The sequence below is a fragment of the Paractinoplanes pyxinae genome, assembly GCF_026626335.1.
GTDB lineage: Bacteria > Actinomycetota > Actinomycetes > Mycobacteriales > Micromonosporaceae > Actinoplanes > Actinoplanes pyxinae.
In genome coordinates this window covers 148,849-167,091 of sequence record NZ_JAPNTZ010000009.1, presented here as the reverse complement: position 1 = coordinate 167,091, position 18,243 = coordinate 148,849, and the positions used below count along the sequence as shown (strand labels likewise).

At 63.6% G+C, this 18,243-nt stretch carries 20 protein-coding genes and 1 pseudogene; 14 read left to right on the top strand and 7 right to left on the bottom strand.

Features of this window, described 5'->3' with window-relative positions; all coding sequences use genetic code 11:
* The first annotated feature begins 88 nt into the window (after nt 1–88).
* From OWR29_RS25880 to OWR29_RS25850, 7 genes are all read left to right on the top strand, one after another.
* Complete coding sequence (locus OWR29_RS25880; RefSeq protein ID WP_267565824.1) at nt 89–799, top strand: isochorismatase family protein; 711 nt, start codon at nt 89–91, stop codon at nt 797–799.
* Between the two features lie 776 nt (nt 800–1,575).
* Complete coding sequence (locus OWR29_RS25875; RefSeq protein ID WP_267565823.1) at nt 1,576–2,853, top strand: FAD-binding oxidoreductase; 1,278 nt, start codon at nt 1,576–1,578, stop codon at nt 2,851–2,853.
* A 160-nt stretch (nt 2,854–3,013) separates the two neighbouring features.
* Entirely contained in the window at nt 3,014–3,931 is a 918-nt protein-coding gene (locus OWR29_RS25870; RefSeq protein ID WP_267565822.1) for an SAM-dependent methyltransferase, read from the top strand.
* Nucleotides 3,932–4,204: 273 nt separating this feature from the next.
* Entirely contained in the window at nt 4,205–4,330 is a 126-nt protein-coding gene (locus tag OWR29_RS25865; protein WP_267565821.1) for a hypothetical protein, read from the top strand.
* 78 nt (nt 4,331–4,408) lie between these two features.
* Nucleotides 4,409–4,603, top strand: coding sequence for a hypothetical protein (locus OWR29_RS25860; protein ID WP_267565820.1), 195 nt, complete (start codon nt 4,409–4,411; stop codon nt 4,601–4,603).
* A 5-nt stretch (nt 4,604–4,608) separates the two neighbouring features.
* Nucleotides 4,609–5,010: a catalase family protein gene (locus OWR29_RS25855; protein WP_267565819.1), complete on the top strand. Its 402-nt coding sequence runs from the start codon at nt 4,609–4,611 to the stop codon at nt 5,008–5,010.
* Between the two features lie 267 nt (nt 5,011–5,277).
* Nucleotides 5,278–5,772, top strand: a complete 495-nt coding sequence (locus OWR29_RS25850; protein ID WP_267565818.1) for a nuclear transport factor 2 family protein — start codon at nt 5,278–5,280, stop codon at nt 5,770–5,772.
* Between the two features lie 121 nt (nt 5,773–5,893).
* On the opposite strand, the gene OWR29_RS25845 is transcribed toward OWR29_RS25850, so the two are convergent.
* Nucleotides 5,894–6,367 (bottom strand): hypothetical protein, encoded by a 474-nt coding sequence (locus tag OWR29_RS25845; protein WP_267565817.1) that lies wholly within the window; start codon nt 6,365–6,367, stop codon nt 5,894–5,896.
* 387 nt (nt 6,368–6,754) lie between these two features.
* Between OWR29_RS25845 and OWR29_RS25840 the strand changes: the two genes are divergently transcribed.
* Both OWR29_RS25840 and OWR29_RS25835 read left to right on the top strand, forming a co-directional pair.
* Nucleotides 6,755–7,180, top strand: a complete 426-nt coding sequence (locus OWR29_RS25840; protein WP_267565816.1) for a hypothetical protein — start codon at nt 6,755–6,757, stop codon at nt 7,178–7,180.
* Complete coding sequence (locus tag OWR29_RS25835; RefSeq protein WP_267565815.1) at nt 7,159–7,776, top strand: hypothetical protein; 618 nt, start codon at nt 7,159–7,161, stop codon at nt 7,774–7,776. Before OWR29_RS25840 ends, OWR29_RS25835 begins: the two co-directional genes overlap by 22 nt.
* A 62-nt stretch (nt 7,777–7,838) precedes the next feature.
* On the opposite strand, the gene OWR29_RS25830 is transcribed toward OWR29_RS25835, so the two are convergent.
* Nucleotides 7,839–8,021 (bottom strand): hypothetical protein, encoded by a 183-nt coding sequence (locus OWR29_RS25830; protein ID WP_267565814.1) that lies wholly within the window; start codon nt 8,019–8,021, stop codon nt 7,839–7,841.
* Nucleotides 8,022–8,253: 232 nt separating this feature from the next.
* On the opposite strand from OWR29_RS25830, the gene OWR29_RS48150 reads away from it, so the two are divergent.
* On the top strand, nt 8,254–9,648 hold the full coding sequence (locus tag OWR29_RS48150; protein WP_369077356.1) for an ApeA N-terminal domain 1-containing protein: 1,395 nt from the start codon (nt 8,254–8,256) through the stop codon (nt 9,646–9,648).
* Nucleotides 9,649–9,979: 331 nt separating this feature from the next.
* On the top strand, nt 9,980–10,321 hold the full coding sequence (locus OWR29_RS25825) for a histone-like nucleoid-structuring protein Lsr2 (RefSeq protein WP_267565813.1): 342 nt from the start codon (nt 9,980–9,982) through the stop codon (nt 10,319–10,321).
* 207 nt (nt 10,322–10,528) lie between these two features.
* Here OWR29_RS25825 and cspE read toward each other — a convergent pair whose 3' ends face one another.
* Nucleotides 10,529–10,732, bottom strand: coding sequence for a transcription antiterminator/RNA stability regulator CspE (cspE, locus tag OWR29_RS25820; protein ID WP_267565812.1), 204 nt, complete (start codon nt 10,730–10,732; stop codon nt 10,529–10,531).
* Between the two features lie 1,114 nt (nt 10,733–11,846).
* Between cspE and OWR29_RS25815 the strand changes: the two genes are divergently transcribed.
* Nucleotides 11,847–12,434, top strand: coding sequence for a hypothetical protein (locus OWR29_RS25815; protein ID WP_267565811.1), 588 nt, complete (start codon nt 11,847–11,849; stop codon nt 12,432–12,434).
* Nucleotides 12,435–13,000: 566 nt separating this feature from the next.
* On the opposite strand, the gene OWR29_RS25810 is transcribed toward OWR29_RS25815, so the two are convergent.
* Nucleotides 13,001–13,201 (bottom strand): hypothetical protein, encoded by a 201-nt coding sequence (locus tag OWR29_RS25810; RefSeq protein WP_267565810.1) that lies wholly within the window; start codon nt 13,199–13,201, stop codon nt 13,001–13,003.
* A gap of 311 nt (nt 13,202–13,512) precedes the next feature.
* The gene (locus OWR29_RS25805) at nt 13,513–13,713 is read right to left on the bottom strand and encodes a hypothetical protein (RefSeq protein WP_267565809.1); all 201 of its coding nucleotides are present in this window, start codon (nt 13,711–13,713) and stop codon (nt 13,513–13,515) included.
* A 153-nt stretch (nt 13,714–13,866) separates the two neighbouring features.
* Between OWR29_RS25805 and OWR29_RS25800 the strand changes: the two genes are divergently transcribed.
* On the top strand, nt 13,867–14,721 hold the full coding sequence (locus tag OWR29_RS25800; protein WP_267565808.1) for a phosphotransferase family protein: 855 nt from the start codon (nt 13,867–13,869) through the stop codon (nt 14,719–14,721).
* 404 nt (nt 14,722–15,125) lie between these two features.
* Here the strand turns inward: OWR29_RS25800 and OWR29_RS48145 are convergent.
* A pseudogene (locus OWR29_RS48145) lies at nt 15,126–15,383 on the bottom strand (site-specific integrase); the annotation flags it as partial.
* Between OWR29_RS48145 and OWR29_RS25795 the strand changes: the two are divergent.
* Nucleotides 15,300–15,470 (top strand): hypothetical protein, encoded by a 171-nt coding sequence (locus OWR29_RS25795; RefSeq protein ID WP_267565807.1) that lies wholly within the window; start codon nt 15,300–15,302, stop codon nt 15,468–15,470. The pseudogene OWR29_RS48145 and the gene OWR29_RS25795 sit on opposite strands and share 84 nt — an antisense overlap.
* 126 nt (nt 15,471–15,596) lie before the next feature.
* Here the strand turns inward: OWR29_RS25795 and OWR29_RS25790 are convergent, their stop codons facing one another.
* On the bottom strand, nt 15,597–15,824 hold the full coding sequence (locus OWR29_RS25790) for a hypothetical protein (protein WP_267565806.1): 228 nt from the start codon (nt 15,822–15,824) through the stop codon (nt 15,597–15,599).
* Nucleotides 15,825–18,243: the final 2,419 nt, after the last annotated feature.

The following is an 18,243-nucleotide window of genomic DNA, read 5'->3' as shown; positions in this document are numbered from 1 at the left end:
CTCAGGACCAGAACTACTTGCTACGCGCTGCAAGTAGTTTTACGTTCGGTTAGACATGGAGCCGCCGCTGTAACAAGGAGCATCTTCGATGTCTAAGCTGACTCGCCGCCATGCGCTGCAAGCTGCTGGAGCCGCCGGGATCACCGCGGCCACGACCGCTGCGCCTGCGCACGCCACCGAACCTGCCGGCACCCGCAGCAGGAGCAACCCGCTGTTCAGCCCTGAGAACTCCGCCCTGGTCCTCATCGACTATCAGCCCGAAATGCTGTCCACGGTGACCTCGATGGACACCAAACTCCTCGAGCTGAACGTCCGCGCGCTGGCCCGCAGCGCCCGCCTGCTGAACGTGCCGACCGTCCTGACTACCGTCGGAGTCAAAGCCGGCGTCAACCACCCCACCATCGCCTCCCTGCGCCAGGAGGTTCCCGACCTGGTGGAATACGACCGCATGACCATGAACACCTGGGAAGACCCGGCAGTCCACCGCGTGATCAAGCAGACCGGTCGACACAACCTCGTCTTCGCTGCCCTCTACACCGAGATCTGCCTTGCCTATCCCGTTGTCAACGCTCAAGCCGACGGCTACCGCACCATGTTCGCCGCCGACGCGGTCGGCGGCATGAGCCCCGTGGCGCATGACATCGCCATCAAACGCATGATTCAGGCCGGTGCCATCCCCAACACCTGGCTAGCGGTCGTCACCGAATGGGTGCGCAGCTGGGACAGCAAATATGCAGACACCGGCCGCGAGATCGGAGCGTGGTACGTTGCCGAACTCGGAAAGCTGCACCTCCGCTGACCCCCGTCCAGGCAGCACCATGAGCGGGAACTCAACCGCCGAGCCGTCCCCGGGAACACGGCAGCGCTCGAGGAGACCAGATTACATCGCATTTCAGTCACTGTGCTGAATAAGTGACCGGAACAATCGCACGTCCCTCGAGGACCTCATGTGCCCGTTGCGGACACAGCCGGCCGTGCTTGCTCAGGCCGCCGTACGCCTGATGCCCGGTTGTTTCGGCGTGATCCGAAACAACCGGGCAGGTAACGACGTCTTGAGCGCGCTCGATTCCGAGCCTTCGATCGATCGCGTCACCACCCGCGTTGCCCGCCACGGCCCTTTCAGCATCATCCGGTGAAGCCGTTCCCGCAAAGCGCGGGGACGTCAAGAGGATGCCGCCTGCGGTAAGTCGTCCCGCTGGAGGCACATTGACGCCGACTGCTTTGCTGGTCGTCGGGTACGGCCGCGGGGTTCGGATTGGGTTGAGCTGAATACCCGAACCTCGTCGGCGGCCGGTGCATCTCGCACCTTCCGTCCCTGGCCGTCCTTGCTGATCTGGTACTGACAATCCATCAACCCGGGGACGGTTATCTGGTCGTGTCCATTCTTGGCCGACGGGGCAGAGCGACGAGCGGTGCCCAGTTTGGAAGCGACTGACCGTGTCTTCAACCTCATTGCCTGCAAGCCGCACTATTGGCGACGCGGACCTGGATGCCTTGGCCGGCGCTGTCACCGGGCCGGTGCTCCTGCCGCATGATCCGTCGTATGCGGCGGAGTGTGCTGTCTACAACCTCGCTGTGCAGCATCGGCCGCGTGTGGTGGTCGGCGCGGCGAGTGCCGCTGATGTGCAGGTGGCCGTGCGTTTCGCCGCCGATCGAGGGCTGCCGGTTGCGGTGCTGGCCACCGGCCATCATGCCGTCGTGCCGATTGAGGACGCGGTGCTGATCACGACTCATCGGATGGATGAGGTGGTCATCGACGCCGCGGCGCGCACCGCGACTGTCGGGGCGGGAGTGCGGTGGGCGCAGGTCGTGGCCGAGGCTGCACGGCACGGTCTGGCGCCGCTGAACGGGTCGTCGCCGCTGGTCGGCGTGGTGGGCTACACGCTGGGCGGCGGGATCAGCCCGACCATGGGCCGGCGCTACGGGTGGGCCGCCGACCACGTCGAGTCACTGGACCTGGTCACTGCGGACGGGCGGCTGCGGATGGTGACAGCCGAGTCCGACCCGGATCTGTTCTGGGCTGTTCGGGGCGGTACCAGCAACTTCGGGGTGGTCACCGCCCTGACCTTCCGACTGTTCCCGCAGGAAATCCTGTACGCGGGTGGCCTGTTCTTTGACGGCGCCCACGCGGCGGCCGTCCTGCAGGCGTACGCGGCGTGGGCCACGACCGCACCGGAGAGCTGCACCAGTTCGGTGGCGTTGCTGCGGCTGCCGCCGCTGCCGAGCGTGCCCGAGCCGGTGCGGGGACGGTTCGTCGTGCACGTACGGATCGCCTCCGTCGATCTGCTGCGCGCCCAGCAGACGATCGAGCCGTTACGCCGCGCGGCGCCGCTGTTTCTGGATACCGTGCAGGAGATTCCCTATTCGGCGTTCGACACGATCCACGCCGACCCGGTCGAGCCGATGCCGTTCGTCGAACGCTCGGCGATGCTGGCGGAGTTCACCGCGGAGACGGTGAACCGGCTGCTGGAGAACGCCGGGCCGGACACTGACGTGCCGGTGCAGATCATCGAGCTGCGGCACCTGGGCGGCGCGTTCAGCCGCCAGCCGTATCCGGCGAACGCGGTCGGTAACCGCGAGGCGCTGTTCTCGATGTGGATCGTCGGCGTCGGCGGCCCCGACGAGGCCGTCACCCAGCTCAGGTACGCCGACGAACTCGTCGGCGCGTTGGCGTCCTGGACGACCGGCGGCGCCTACATCAACCAGTACGGCCTCGACGATCACCTACCGCAACGCATCGCGGCCGCCTACCCCGAGCAGGCGTGGCCGCGGCTGCGGGCCATCAAGAGCCGGATCGATCCGACCAACACGTTCCGGCTCAACCACAACATCACTCCCGCAGCCGCCGGCTGACCGAAGCCCGCCCCAACGACGCCACGACGCCCATCCACGGCCTGCCGCCCTCGCCGAGCACAGCGTTGACGCGGACTTCGTGTGCCGCGTCGGCCGCCGGTCGCGCCCACGAAGCCACGTCGTCGCATTCTTCGATACCTCTGAAAGGAAACGACCGCCCATGCAGTGGACAGGACCACCCGACGGGGTAGAGACCACCGCACTGATCACCGCCTACGCCCGCGCCCAGGAGACCCGCCGCCCCGATCGGCTGTTCACCGACAGCAAGGCCGCCGCATTCGTCGAGGCCGCTGCCGGTGCCGCCATCACCGGCAGCGGCCGGCTTCCCCGGCTCGGACCGGCCCGCGACGACGGCTCATCAGCGCTGTGGACCTCCTTGGGCACCTACTTCACGGTGCGGACCCCGTTCTACGACAACGCGCTGATCGCCGCCGCGGCGGCGGGATGCCGGCAAGCGGTGATCCTCGGCGCCGGAATGGACGCCCGCGCCTACCGGTTCACCCTCGGGCCGTCGATGACCATCTTCGAGATCGACACCGCACCGGTGCTGCAGTTCAAACAGGCCGTCCTCGATGCCACCGGCGACCCACCTTCGACCCGGCGGGTGGGCGTTGCTGCCGATCTGCGCGACGACTGGGCATCGGCCCTTCAAGCTTGTGGCTTCATGGCGACGGCGCCCACCGTGTGGCTCGCCGAAGGGCTGCTCATATATCTGAACGCCCAGCAGGCCGATGAGCTGCTGACCACGATCACCGCACAGTCCGCGCCCGGCAGCCGGTTCGCCGGCGAATACCTCAACCGGCCACCCCGCATGTCCGACGTCGCCCTCGACGATCCCGGCGACATCGCTGTCGCGCGGGTCTTCGTCAACGCCGCCAACACCGGCCCCGTCGACGATCCAGAACCCTGGCTGCACCGGCACGAGTGGACCGGCAAAGGCCGCAACTTCCTGACCGAGATCACCAGCCACTCTCGCCCCGTCCCGCAACTGTTCGACCCGGCCAAATCCGACCCCCTCACGCTCTGGCTCGTCTCAGCGGCACTGACCGCGAACCATGCCGCCCACGGTGCCGATTGACAGCGGCCTGAGCCGATGCGGGTAGGAACCTGACCGAAAGCTGCACAGCAGACCGGGCTGGGCGGAGTCGGCACTGCACAGTCCGATCTACTCACTTCAACCCTCGTCACCGATACGAAAGAACGTCCCGGGTTGCTCGGTAGAGAGTGCCGAATTCCGCGAGCTGTTGATGGCGAGCTGCCGTTGGTCGGCGATCGCCCGGGCAGTACTACACACCGCCGGGCCGGGCGGATGTCGGCAGACGCTCGTTGATCACTGTGAAGATCACATCTGATGACTCAGACCGTTGCCGACGCGACCGCAGCTGGGCTCGACCTGTCCCAGGTCGTCGACGCGCTGGAGGCGCAGGCCGGTATCCATGCCGGGTTCCGTCGCGCCCACGCCCGGGGCGTGCTGTAAACGGCGATCTTCGCACCGTCGGGTGCTGCTGTCCTACTGACGACCGCGGCTCATCTTTGAGGTGACCCGTTACCGGCCGTGGTCCGCTTCTCCGGCTCTGAGGGCCACCCGCGGGTGCCGGACACCAGCTGTGTAAATCGCGGCCTCACCGTCCGGTTCCGGCCGCCCGACCGCACCCACACCGACCTGATCGCCGCGAGCATGCCGGCATTCTTCGCCGCTACGCCGGCCGACTTTGTCCTCACAGCCGAGACGATGACACCGGCCCGCTGATAGGGATGATCGATCCCCCGGCTGCGCGACTACCTCACGGCGCGACCCCAAACCGCCGCCGCATTCGAGGCCGTCACACCGCTTCCGCCGGTCAGTTACGCCACCGTGCGCTACAGCGCGCCTTGCAAACCTACTTCTGGATCGACCCGTCCAGGCATCGGCACCCCGTTCGCCACCGGTGGGAACCGGCCGCCGATATCCACCAGCTGCACCAAGAGCAACTATCCGAACTGCCCGTCGGCTACCTGCGCACCGAACTCGACGAGCGCCTGACCCGCGGGCCGGCCCAGTTCGACCTGCAGGTGCAACTGGCCGACCCAGTCGATCCGATCAACGACCCGACAGTCAGCTGGCCCAGCCAACGGCTAAATCTTCACCGGCCGGCTATCTGTCTTGAGCCCCAGTGATGACGCCACGACATGGGACGCAGAGACGTTCAACCCAGGCACAGTGACAGCCAGCATCGAACTGTCCGCCGACCCCGTCCTCGCGCTCCGCGCTGCCACTTATGCCAAATCGCACGCTCGCCGCCGCAACTAACAGTGACACCGCAGCACACCTACATCGTTTGAGCCCGGCGCAGGACGCGGGTCGCCGGGCGATGGCCTGCACGGAACAGCATTCATCAACGTCCTGCCAATACCTTGTCCAGCCGCGCCTGATGTGCTTAGACCATGACTGCACCAAGCCAATCCCTGGACGCGCCCGAGCACGTCGACTACACGGCGATCTCCGACACCCTGTACCGATATGCCGCAGGACTCGACCTGGGCGACGCCGACCTGCTCACCTCCGCGTTGACTGAGGACGCCACCGTGGACCTGGGGCCGGCCATGCGGCGCATCGGCTACGACTTTCCTCCCCTGACCCCTCGCGAGTCGGTGGTGACGACACTGGTCGGCGCGGTCGGCCCGCTCGACACCAGTCACTCGATCAGCAACATCCGCACTACGGTGGACGGCGACACGGCGCAGGCCTGGGCCTACGCCCAAGCCCAGCACTACCTTCCCGGCCTCGGCTCCCAGCCGGATCAGACCCGCCACGCGCTGATGATGAACCGGTACCACGCTCAGCTGGTCCGCGACGGCAACCGGTGGCGGATCCGCAGCCTAACAATCGCCAACGCCTGGTTCGACGGGGACCCTGGAGTGCTGCTGGGTGCACCCTGACACCAGTCACCGAGATCGACCGAGCGCGGTCGGCGGCCAGATGAGCGCAATGTTGCCGTCTCCCCGTCATCCTTGTGCCGGATCCTGTCGGACTTAGCGAGCGTAGTTCCCACGCTTGCTATCAAGGCGCAGATCGAGGCAAATATTTGAACTGTTCGACCGAGCCGCCCTGGACACCGAGACTTCGGCGAGCGGCAACATAGAAACCGTCGCGGGCTTCATTCATGCGGTCCAGGCGCTCCTGCCAGGCAGGTGCATCTATGGTTTCCGCGCGCGAGAATCGCTCGAACTCTCGGACGGCGTCCCGCCACTCGCGCGCAGCCGTTACGCAGGGCTCATCGGCGAGCAAAAGGAGCGCCTCCCAATCCTTGGCCTTGCGGGCGTTGGCGGCGGCCAAGTCCTGCAGTCCGACCGTTCGCTCGATGGGAATGGAATGGGACCCGGGTCTTAGTTCTGCGGTGAGCCGGAAGCCGAGCGTGGTGATGTCTTTAAGTGTGGCGGCGAAGGTCGTGTACGCGTCGAGCCGTCGTTGATCCCAGCGTGCGGCTAGCTCCCTCCGCCAACGGAGCCTGTCGGTCAACAAGCTGGAGGTCATCGCCCCAGTGGCCCCGAGAGCTACTCCAACGAGCGCAGGCAACGACTCAGCAAATGTGGGCATCATCCCAGCGTGACTCGTCTTCGCAAACGCACATGATCATGTGCATTTCCATCGGCAGTTTCGTACGCCGCTGGTTCGGCCAATGAGGCTGACCGTAATCGCCTGTTATCGTGCCAGCTCGGCCGCGAGGCCTGGCTGCATCCGCAGACTTCGAAGTTTGCTGCACGCGACTCTGCGCTCGATGCTGTGTTCCGGCAAGAGGCCGCTGGCTGCGCGGCGGCCATGAGACACACCCTCAGCCCGTACCGAATGCGGACGCGTCCAGACGCTGGTGTCGGGCAGGATGTGCACCACGACGTTTCTTCCCACCTTATAGAGGCGGCCATGCCGATCGACCTCGCCAGCGGCGTTCTCACCCGGGCCAGCCGGTTTTGCGAGGAGCAAGCCGCCGACCTGCAAGCGCTTATGCGAAGCGTGATGGGGACGCCCGCACCCCCGGGCTCGGTAGCTGACCTAGACCATAAGGAACTGCTGGCCTCGCCGCGCACCGGCGCCCGACAGCAGTTGTGGCAGCAGATCGGTACGGCCCAGATGTGCCTGGCCGTACACGTCATCGACCATGCCCGCGCGCTCGGCACGCTGCTAGCCGACCCTCAGTCGCGGGTATCGGTCTACGCGCATGCCGGACCCGTCCGGGGTGCAGTCGAGTCGGCGGCCCTACTGCTGCATCTACTCAGCGCCGGCCGGTCCTACAGAGTGCGACTGGCCCGCGGCGTGGCGTTGCTGCTTTGGACGCCGGTGAGTCGGTAAAGGCTGCCAAGCGGGTGCCTGGCAACGCGTACATGCCCCGGCCGGGCCCAGCCGTCGAAGCGGAACGCGACCGGTTGCTCGCCACGGTCGACCGGGCGCTGATTGAGCGTGTGGCCAACCGCGCGGGAACGTTTACCAAAGGCATCCGGATCTCCGGCGGCCCTGAGGAGCCGGTCATCGTCCGGGCCCGCGACGTGGTCGAGAACTCGTTCGGCGAATTGCCCGGCATCTACAATTTGCTCTCCGGCGTGGTGCACGGGCTGCCGTGGCGGCTGGCCGACAGCACCTCGGTCGTCGGCCGTGACATGCGGCGGGAACCCGACCCTGCCGACATCGGCGGTTTGGTACTTGCCGCAGTGACCGCAGCCCACCGTGCCGGGGCCGGGTTCGCAGCCTACCGCGGCTTCCGCGGCGACCCGCGTGTCGGTGCGCTGGCCGAGCGGAGGAACAGCGCCGACAAGACCTTGGCCACGTTCAGCAGGAAGTGGGGGTCCTCGACGGCCACCGCCCGACGATCGAACGCCTGCTGCAAACTTGACCAGTCGCCGGTGAGGAAACGGGCACCATCTCCACGGAACCTGGAGATGATCAACTGATTGAAAGCTGCCGCTGCTCGGTAGGGAGCGACCACTCCGCGGCAGATCCGGATGCGCTCCTGCTACGCCGGTTCCCGTACGCCGCCCTCCTCGCCATCATCCGGCAGCGGCTCGACCGGGGCATCCAGCAGCTCATCCGGGGTATCCGGCAGCAATTCGCCGGCGTCGTCCGGCACAGGCTCGTTCGGATCGATCGGCGGATACTCATCAGGGTCCAGACCCGGCATCGACATGCCCTTCATCATCGACCACCAAGCGTTCGAGCGCCCTCGACGCACCGGCCGCCGTTTACCGATCGGGCCGCCGCGCTCCGAACAAGCGGATCGCGGCAGATCAGTGTGATCCAGAAGATGTAAGGGTGTTCAGCGGCCCGATCTCCGGTCTAGGCCGAGAAGGCAAGGGCGTATTCGTAGGTCGGTTCTAACGATCAACTTACCAAGGCATGCCTCAGCACATGTCGAAACATGCGTCCATTGAATGGCGGACAAGAGATTCAGCCGTCTATTCAGATACACTGTCGGCATGGAGACGTTTCGGGCGGGCAGCGTCGGATATTTCTCGCATTTGGGTGGACTTCCCCACGACTTTACACAAGACAGGCCGGCTCACATTAAATGGGTTGAGGAAGAGGGTCTTTTCCGCATTGAAGTACTTCTCGAAAATCGAGAGGCTGTCAGAGATTTTGAGGAGACTGCAGTACCTCACACTGTAGTGGGACGGACTTTTAGTTCCGGCGTCGTGGTCACTGGGGTGGTGCGACGGAGTGTGTCGCACAATAGCGCTAGGCAACGCGTATCCACCGCAACATATCGAGCCACAACTCTGATGCACGGACTGGATCCAGGGCGATTGACCAAACCTGGCGTGACTGAGGTTAGCGTTCGGATCCCAGGAATCACCAACTGGGCGGGGGTTTCTGCCCTGAAAGAAGGCAATACTACTGACGACGATGGTCGAAACTTATCGTATACAATCGAAGCCCGTGCGCCGGAAGACGTTGTCCTTAAGCTCAGCAAGGGTCGTCAATTGGTGCTCTCTGCACATTGGGAGGCGACCGGCTCCGACGACAAACGCGTGGTTTTCGCGCCAGTCGAGATCTCTTGCAGGTCTAAATCGCCAAGGGACTACTATGAGATGCGTGAGCCGCTGCTTAGAATCCAAGAACTAGTGGGGCTCGCCTATGATGGGATGGTATCTGCTGAGGGTGGCGTCGTAAACCTCGTGGCGGAACCGCCGTTCGGGCGTAAGGCGGAGCTATGGGACTCGCCCTTAATGTGGCAGCGACCGGGAATCATTTCGCCAAGATCCATGACTGAGTTCCCCCTATTTTCGCTGGCCCATCTGGGCGATGCGGCAGGATTCGGCAGATGGCTAAGAATTTGGAACACCTATGGACCAGCCGTGAGGCCGCTCGTGGATAGGCTTAGGGTCGGAGAATCTTCTGCCCCGGTTCGGCTCATGGACGTTGCCGCTGGGATTGAACATTGGGTGGCTCGCCATAAGCGAAATACAAAGTGGGCTAACGACGGCTTCGCGCCGGCCCACGCGCTCGCAAAGCATGTAGGCCATCATTTTAGTGATTTTGTTGGCGATGCGCATATCTGGGCTGACGCATTCTGGGAAATGTACCTGGACACCAAGCACTATAGATCAGAATCGGCTTCGTCGTACGGCGGCGACCATGCGGCTTCCCTGCTGGCAGAATCAGGAAGAATTCTTCTCATGTGCGCAATCCTCGATCGCGTTGGCAATTCGAAGCACCCGTCGAGGTCCATCCTGACGTCCCACCGCACCTATCCGATTTCTCGTCGCATACAAGAATTAGTCTCGTCGAGCACGCCACGGAAGAGGAGGCGGCGAGGACGTAGCTAGTCGCCGTACGACGGATCCAACCAAGAAAGTCGGCTTTCCTGAGCGCACACTCTCATCGGCATGACCGTGCGTCGGCGTACCAGATGTCGCATCTCTGTGCATCGGTGGCTTGCTGTTTCGCTAGGGTAGAGGCTCTTGACGAGCGATGGCCCGTTGAGGCGGATAATCGCCCGCCGTCCGAGGTGGAACGTGCTCGCTTCGGCGGCCGGCAGCATCACTCGCGTAGGTGGGTCTTGGTCAACGCGCTGAGCGTCGAATGCAGCTTGTCGGGTATCGTTCCAGCACTGAACGTTCGTTATAGTGCCAGCCGATTTCCGGAGGCGATACCTCGATGTCCAGGCAAGTTATTACGGTACTCACCGACGACTTAGACGGTGGCGATGCCGATCGCACTGTCGAGTTCGGGTTCGACGGAGTCAACTACACCATCGATCTGTCAGAAAAGAATATCGGTAAGCTCCGCAAGGCCCTCGACCCTTACCTGGCGGCCGCCTCCAGGGTGGGCCGTACCGGAGCAAGCGGGCGCATCGCGTCTCGCCCGGCCCCGCCGGCTCGCGCGAACCGTGACCAGAATCAGGCCATCCGGGAGTGGGCTGCGAACAACGGTCATGAAGTTTCGGATCGAGGGCGCATCCCCATCTCGATCGTCGAAGCCTTCCACGCGAGGCGCTGACCTGCCGGCTCGTAAATCTTTCCCTCCGGCCCCGCCGGATAGCGGCTTTGCGGCCTGCTAAGGGGTCCGGGCTATCAACCAAGCGTGCGCTGTGGATAACGCGCCTGGGACTTCGTCAGTCAGAAAGATTTACGAAACGCGACTACCTCGGGAAACACAAGATGGCGGCCTGCTGAACCATTCAGGCCGCCATTCACTATGGTCGTATCAGAGCGGGTGGATGTTCTCGGCCTGCGGGCCTTTCTGGCCCTGGGTGATGTCGAACTCCACCTTCTGGTTCTCGTTGAGGCTTCGGTAGCCGCTCGCCGAGATCGCTGAGAAATGCGCAAACACGTCGGCACCGCCGTCGTCTGGAGTGATGAAGCCGAAACCCTTGTCAGCGTTGAACCATTTCACGATGCCGGTAGCCATGTCCGCTCCTTCGCAGGCTGTCAGAGACCGCATTGTGCTGCCTCTGACGCCGCGGCGTGGTGACCCGCGCCGAAACGACAGGGGAAGAAAGCACGCCGAGGTGAACGTATCGTACCCCGCTACGAGCCAGGAGAACGTCGCGGCGGCGGGACGACTGTGGAGGAGGGCCTGGTCCCGCACAATCCGCATCACGTGAATGGATGCCGTGCCCGCTGAGCCCGGTGGCTGGGTAGCGCATGTCAACGGCGCTTACACCGGCTGCCCTGCTTGCATCGAGTACATCGAACTATCTATTCATAGAAGGTGTCGAGGTAGCTGCTCACGGAGACGCATATCGCCGACGTATGTCGAGCAGGGCCGAATGTTATGACGACGTTTATGCACAGGCCTGTCCACAGGGTGTGCATAACCGGCCGTTACACCCATTCGGTATCTCGTCGCTCCGCGGCGGCCGGGGCGCCGGTGGCTGCCTCGCCGCGACGTTTCGCGGAGCGAAGTACGGCCAGTTCCACGACACACCATCGCGCGGACGGGACTGCTCCTCATCGCGGCGTGAGACGGCGCTGCGACCCGGCCGCCGTCTAGCTGTCGAGGTACCCGCGACGAAGTAGCGACGGCGTGCCTTCATCAGCATCACATCGCGAGCCGCCGAACGAGATGTACTGGTCCGCCGCTAGGGGATGGGCCAACGAAGGCAATGAACGGACTTTCCGGACCGAGTACTGGGAATACGGCGCCAACCTGCTTGACGGGTTCGACTACGACATCGGTCGACGCTGCTGCGCACCTGCCGACGCAGCTGACGAGCTGGAGCTTTTGCGTGTTCGGCGTGGGTGGCGGCTCGACACGTACGGGTCCAGAACGCCTGGAACACCGCCACCCCTTGAAAGTTCGACTGATATCTGCCCAGATCGCCTCATGCGGATCGCAGATGAGTATGCCGCCAATGGCGGATGATCGGCGCCCGTTCGGCGTGCCCGACAACGAGGTGTCGCACCCATATCCGTGCGACGAGTACGTCGCTGCGCCCGCTGCGGTGCCCCACGGAGCTCATTCCGAACGCAGACGGCTGCTCGGGCGATTGCGATTTGCTTCCGCCGGGAAGAGGGACGTCATGAGTGACGGCAGTGAGTACGGGCGGGTCCGTCGAGGGCGTAACTGGAGCTACTGGTGGCTACAGCGTCCCTGGTGGGCGCGCGGGGTGCTCGCTGGTCTGCTCTTCGGGATGGTCATGTTCCTCTTCTGGTGGGCACGCGACGATGACAATAATCCGGCGGGCCAGATCATCGGTGCCACGGTTTCAGCAGTGCTGTTCGCGATCGGGATGGGCCTTTTCATCAGGTCTCAGGAACGACGGATTTTCCAAGCCCACGGCCAGGTCCTCACCCGGGAGGAGCGGATCACGGTCGTGCGCAGCGCTGATGCTGGACGATGGCCGCATGATCCGCGACTGCATCCCTTCGTCTCGCGGCTGGTGGAGCAGAGGCTGAGCCGCAAGCTGACGCCGGCAGTGGAGATCGCGGTGTTCGGTCTGCTGCTCGCTGTGGCGGTGCTGAACGTCTTTCTCAATGGTCCGTGGTGGTGGCTCGCCGTGGCTTTCTGGGCCATCGTGGGGCCATCGTCCATGCGGAGCACCAGGCGCAGCCGTACCGCGGCGCGGGCCCTGCGCGAAGTGGGTGAGCCGGGTCAAGTAACCGGCTGAGGTAAGGGCTGACAGGACGACCTCAGCGCTCGAGCAATGTCTTGATGTCGTGACGTCGCAGTAGTTCAGGCATAGGGTCAGCACGATCTCTGCGTCTCGGCCGCCAGATACGACCTACGTCGACGGACGAGTTGGGGCCGGGCACGTCGTAAGGACCGCCTCGGGGACAGACCTGCAGCGTACTTCCCCATATTCCGGCATCCCGCCAACCCATGCGCTCGATCTCGCTTTAGGCGTAGGAACGCCTCCAGCGTCCGCGTGCCCGGACGAGCAGCCCGAGGTCGTCGCCGAGCACGGCATTAGGCCTGCGCGCGAACGCGACGATGAGAAAGGCAGCAGCAGCGACTACCGCGAACCAAGAGACGTATCGGAAGACCACCGCGACGATGATCATCGCGATCGCGGCCGTGCCGGGTATCGCGATGGCCAGCCAGATCTAGGATTGCCCAAGAGTGTGTACATTCCCGACCGGCTCCGCAGCGTCCCGCATCAACCGTCACGACAGAGGGCGAGAGCAATGGACGGACCGGGAGGAGACCGGTTGCTTCCGCGCGACGACCGTGAGCTCAGGACCACCGCGAGCCGACACTTTGCCTACGAAGTCGTAGCAGAAGGCCGATCAGGCTGACGAAGGCGAGGGACGTGACGCCGAAGCACACGGCCAGAAACCAGTCCTGGTCGATGACGTTTCCCACCATGGCCCAGACCTGTATCGCCACCACCAAGGCGAACACCACCAGGATCCACGGCCGGCACAAGAACGGCATCGAACTCCGCAGCTCTCGAGGGCTCATGACTCGGCGTTTCGCCTGATCGGCGGATCGGTAAACGGCTGCCCGGGCTTCAACCGCCCGCTCCGACCATCGCCGCGAACGCCGACGACGCTGGGCCCCGCCATCCATGCCGCTCGGCCCAACGCCTCAAATACTCGTGTCTCGGCTAGCCCAGCTGGGAGTTCACGTAGTCCCACAGCTTCTGTTGGGTCCAGATGCGGTTGTAGTGGTACGCGAGGCGACACGGCAGGTGATTGCGGACTCACGAACGCGCACGATCGGCGGCAGATCCGGATGTCTCCCTACTACGTCGGTTCCCGCACGCCGCCCTCTTCACCATCGTCCGGCAGCGGCTCGACCGGAGCGTCCGGCAGCTCATCCGGAGTATCCGGCAGCAATTCGCCGGCGTCGTCCGGCACAGGCTCGTTCGGATCGATCGGCGGATACTCATCAGGGTCCAGACCCGGCAACGACATACCCTCCATCATCGACCACCACGCGTTCAAATGCGTCCTCGACGCACCGGCCAAGGCCGTTGGCGACCACAGGTTCCACTACCCAGACCCCGCGCACGTCCTGCGGCCATGAGCGGGTGTCCAAGGAGCGGTCGTCGACTACAGTTCGGCCGGGCCCGGTCGTACACCTCATATGATCCCGCTGTGACTTCTGCGTTCGACGACCTCTCTCCGCAACAGCAGGCACTAGTGGACCAGTGGCTTCCGTCCGCGATCGTCGAGAAGAATCACAGCTGGGGCCTGGTGTCAACCACTGTCCTCGAAGTGACCCACGCCGGGTCACGATTCATCGTCAAAGCCGGCGGCGAGGATGACCATCACCTCCAGCGGGAGCTTCACGCCCATCACCACTGGTTGGAGCCATGGACCAGCAGGGGCCGCGCACCGACTTTGGTGCATGCCAGCGCGGACGCGAAGCTCCTCGTCACCCGCTACCTGCCCGGTGACCTGGTGCTCGGCAGCGCGCACGCAGACGAACCCTCCACCTATCGGCAAGCAGGCGACCTGCTGGCCTTGCTACACGCCCAGACTGTCGTCACCGATGATGACTACGAAAGGCGTGAGAACGAGAAGTCACTGGGCTGGCTGGGCCAACCACACCGGATCGCCGCGACCACCGTGCAGCGACTACAAGCCGAGATCGCCGCATGGCCGACGCCGCCTGCGACCCTCGTACCCACCCACGGGGATTGGCAGCCGCGGAACTGGCTCAGTTGCGACGACGTCGTGAGCGTCATCGACTTCGGCCGTGCGGCGATGCGTCCCGCATTCACGGACTTTGCCCGGCTGGCCGCCCAAGACTTCCGCCGCGACCCGAAGCTCGAGGCAGCCTTTCTCGACGGGTACGGCACCGATCCCCGCGAGAAAGCCGCGTGGTACCGCAATCGAGTCCGCGAGGCGATCGGCACTACAGCGTGGGCCTACCGAGTCGGCGACGAGCCGTTCGAAGACCAGGGACATCGAATGATCGCTGAGGCGTTCTCGTCGAAATCGAGATGAGACCGCAAAGGGATCGCCGCCGCCGAGCCGTGGCTGACACCTGGCCCTGACGCACGCTCATCGGCATGTCCGCGTATATGCGCGATCCCGTCGATGAAGCGGACGTTCGTCCGCCGGCGATAAGTAATCGGTGACCAGACGAGGCCTGCCAGCCTGGGTTGCCCGGGCTGGCAGGCCTTGAGGTTCAGGTGCCGGAGGCCATGTAGGCGGCGAGGACGTAGTTGGGGTGCCGGTCGAGGTTCTTGCGGGCCCGGTCGTAGCGCATTGTGGTTTTGGGGTCGGCGTGCCGGGCGGCGATCTGCACGTCTCGGAGGCTGACTCCCGCGTCCAGCTTTGTGGTGACGAACGTATGTGCGCAGCATGTGCGGGTGCATCCGCGGCATCCGGATGCCTGCTGCCTCGGACAGGGACTGGAGCCGGCGGGTCGCGGCGTGCCGATCCATCCGCCGACCAAGCATGTTGCGCAGGATCGGCCCGTGCTCCCGGCCGTCGGTGGCATGCTCGATGGCCCGAGCGACCGCGGGAGGCAGCGGAACCAGCACCGTCTTGTCGCCCTTGCCGCGAACCTTTAGGACACGATGGCCGTGCTCCTCGCCGAGGTCGGCGATATTCGCGCCGGAGGCTTCGAATATCCGAGGCCCGAGCAGGCCGAGCATCGCGATCAACGCGTTGTCGTTGCGGTTGGCCGACAGTCGTGCGGTCGTGATCAGGGCCTCGAACTGCAGGTGGCCGAGCCCGAGCGTCGGTGAGTCGGTCGGCATCTGCGGGCGCCGGACATAGTCGGCCGGCGAGTGGGCCAAGAGCTGGTCGATGACGCACACGCGATAGAAGCCGACCACGACCGACAAGCGGCGAGACACGGTCGAGGGCTGGTATCAACGGACTTCCTGCAACCAGCGCACATACCGTTCGATCTCAGCCCGGCCCAGGCACAGCGGATCAAGATCCTGACCTGAGCACCAGGTCAGGAACACCTTGAGGTCGGAGCCGGTATGGACGCGGGACTCACCGAGGTACCGGCCCAGGTACGCGGCCACCGCCGCGCGCAGCATACGCTCGTCGATCGCGACCGCAGGGTGATCGGAAACAGAAGAAGTAGCCATAACCTACGGTGCGTCACCGTCGGCAAGACCACCAACGCCCTCGACGCGGCATGAGAGTTCGCCCCCGCGCTCCTATCGACGAGCAATAGCCTCTATTTCTCGCGTGGCCGAGCAGAGTGACAACGACAAAACGCCAGACTCCGCGGAGGCACGCATGATGATGATGTCCCCAGGCGGCAGAGGATGGCGAGGCGACTGTCCGCTCGACGTGTACGCCGCCGCTGACAAGCCGCGCGATCCAAGATCGCGACGGCCACCATTGCCGACGTTCGACCGCGGTGCCCTGCGACGAAAACAGCATGGGTAGCGCGGTCAGCGGCCATTTGAGTACGCCAGACAAGGTGCGTGAAAGTTCGTTGGTCACCACCCACGGGTCACACTTAGGATGTTTGAGGCTAGTGTGTTTGGCGGAAGTTCGAGCACGCCACCACCGGGCACCGTATTGACGCCGAATTGTGCAGCGTTCTGAGGTGTCGTTCGGATGATATAGATGCGCCGTACCGATCCTACTTTTGCAGACGACAGATCATGACCATTCTGATACACGTCACCCGGCTTGACATCACCGTAAGTGCTCTTGCGAAAAAATACGGAATGCTTCACGGGAGCCCCCACGTCAAGGAGCTCGAAGACCAAGTAGTAGCTTTCGCCTGGCGGCGGCAGGCACTGAAAAGTCACCGTGTACTCGAACCGTGGTCCTACCAGTGCGGGCGAGCTCACTGTAGCTCGCTGCGGATCTCCCGGGCAGGAGCGCTGAGGGTTGACCGTGAAGTCGATCAGGTCTCGCCCAAACGCTAGGACTCCAACTAGCGTCGCGACAATGCCGATGATGAAGGTCCAAAGAACGAGCCTGGACCCCTTTTTGGTAGGACGTGCTGCACTAGTCTGTCGATCGAGGACTTTTGGATCACCTTGCGCCATCGCTACTCCACCCTTCAGCGAAACTCTTTTATGGATCATTTAAGTTACGCACCAGAAGTGCTTGCGTCGTGTGAGCTGACACTGCTCTCCTGATGCTTAGGAGAGCCTTACCTATCTGCTTCTTCGCCATCGCGATGTTCGAGCTATCGAAGTCTGCGACAGGCAGGTCGACCGGGTTGGCCGAATATCTATAGTTTCAGCCGTTGGTGACCTGGCATGCGATGTTAGAGCGAATGAATGAGAGTGAAGGTTCTCGCCCGTCCATGCCGAGAAGGTCCGCATGATTGGCAGATATTAAACAATTAGCCGGAGCCGGCAGCGGACGCATGCTCACACACTGAGTGCACTGTTCTCGGCATGAGCGTGTGTCCGGGCGACGCAGGCTGCATCACAGCGTGTGACGGCTTCCCATCGTCCATCATGCATGCTTGGCGGCAGATCCGGATGCTCGCTCGGTGGCCAAGGACGATGGCATAGGTCCAGCGCGACGCTGTGTCAGGGACGGACGAAGACTGACATGCGTGCCGCTGGCCTAAGGCTGTTTCTGCCGTAGAAGTATGAGGCCTCGCTGTCTCGGGCGGTCAGCAGCCTCGGCCGGGATGGTGGCCGACGGCGTTACGTGCCCGCCAGTCCTTGTCGTGTCGCAGGACCAGGAGCAAGGTCGACTACTGGATTGCACTCGTCGACTACATTGGACTTATGAGTGTCTACATTAGTGCCGCGTCTTTTACTCTAAGTGCAATAGCGTTAGCCTGGAGTCGGTACCAGTGGAAGGGGTCCGCGGGGAACGCGAAGGCAACTCTTCACTACGGCGTTCTGAGGAACAAAGGTAGGTTTTTTCGCGCTCCGTGGCCACACGGACAACGCGACGGCGACGACGACTCCTTGGGCCTTCCGGTACTGATGGTTACCGTGATGAACACGGGCAGAGGAGCCCTATTCGTCGAGCATGTCGAGATCGACGATACGATTTGCGGCGCGTGTGGGCCTTACAAGCTTGAATTCCCTCAGACCGTAGAACCGAATCGACGCATTAAGATTTACTACCTTCCTGTTTCTATGGGTTTCATATTTCCCGAGCAGATGTACGGAAAGCGCATACAAGCAACGGTCTATTATGACATCGACAAGACGGCACGGAGCAATCCTCTCATCTTGGGCCAGCGCCGAAAGCATGCAGCACGCGCAATGTTGAATGACCTAGGTCCCTCACTCCCCCCATCCACAGCAAAATTTTGAGATACCGGTTAGAGTCCTACTTCTTCGATGTTCGATGCGCTGATCTCGGCAGATCAGTAAACAGGTTATACCCTCTCTTGGCTATTCTTCGGCTGCGTTCGGTGACGGAGCAGACGGACGCCTGTCGAGGCGGCAGTGCTACAGGGGAGCGGATCCGGCCGGGGTTTGTTCGCAGGGTCCGCGCCTGGGGTTTGCGGCTCCTGTTGGTCCAGGAGCCCTCATCGGCCCTGCAGGTGCCGCTTCGGGTGCTGGGAGCAGC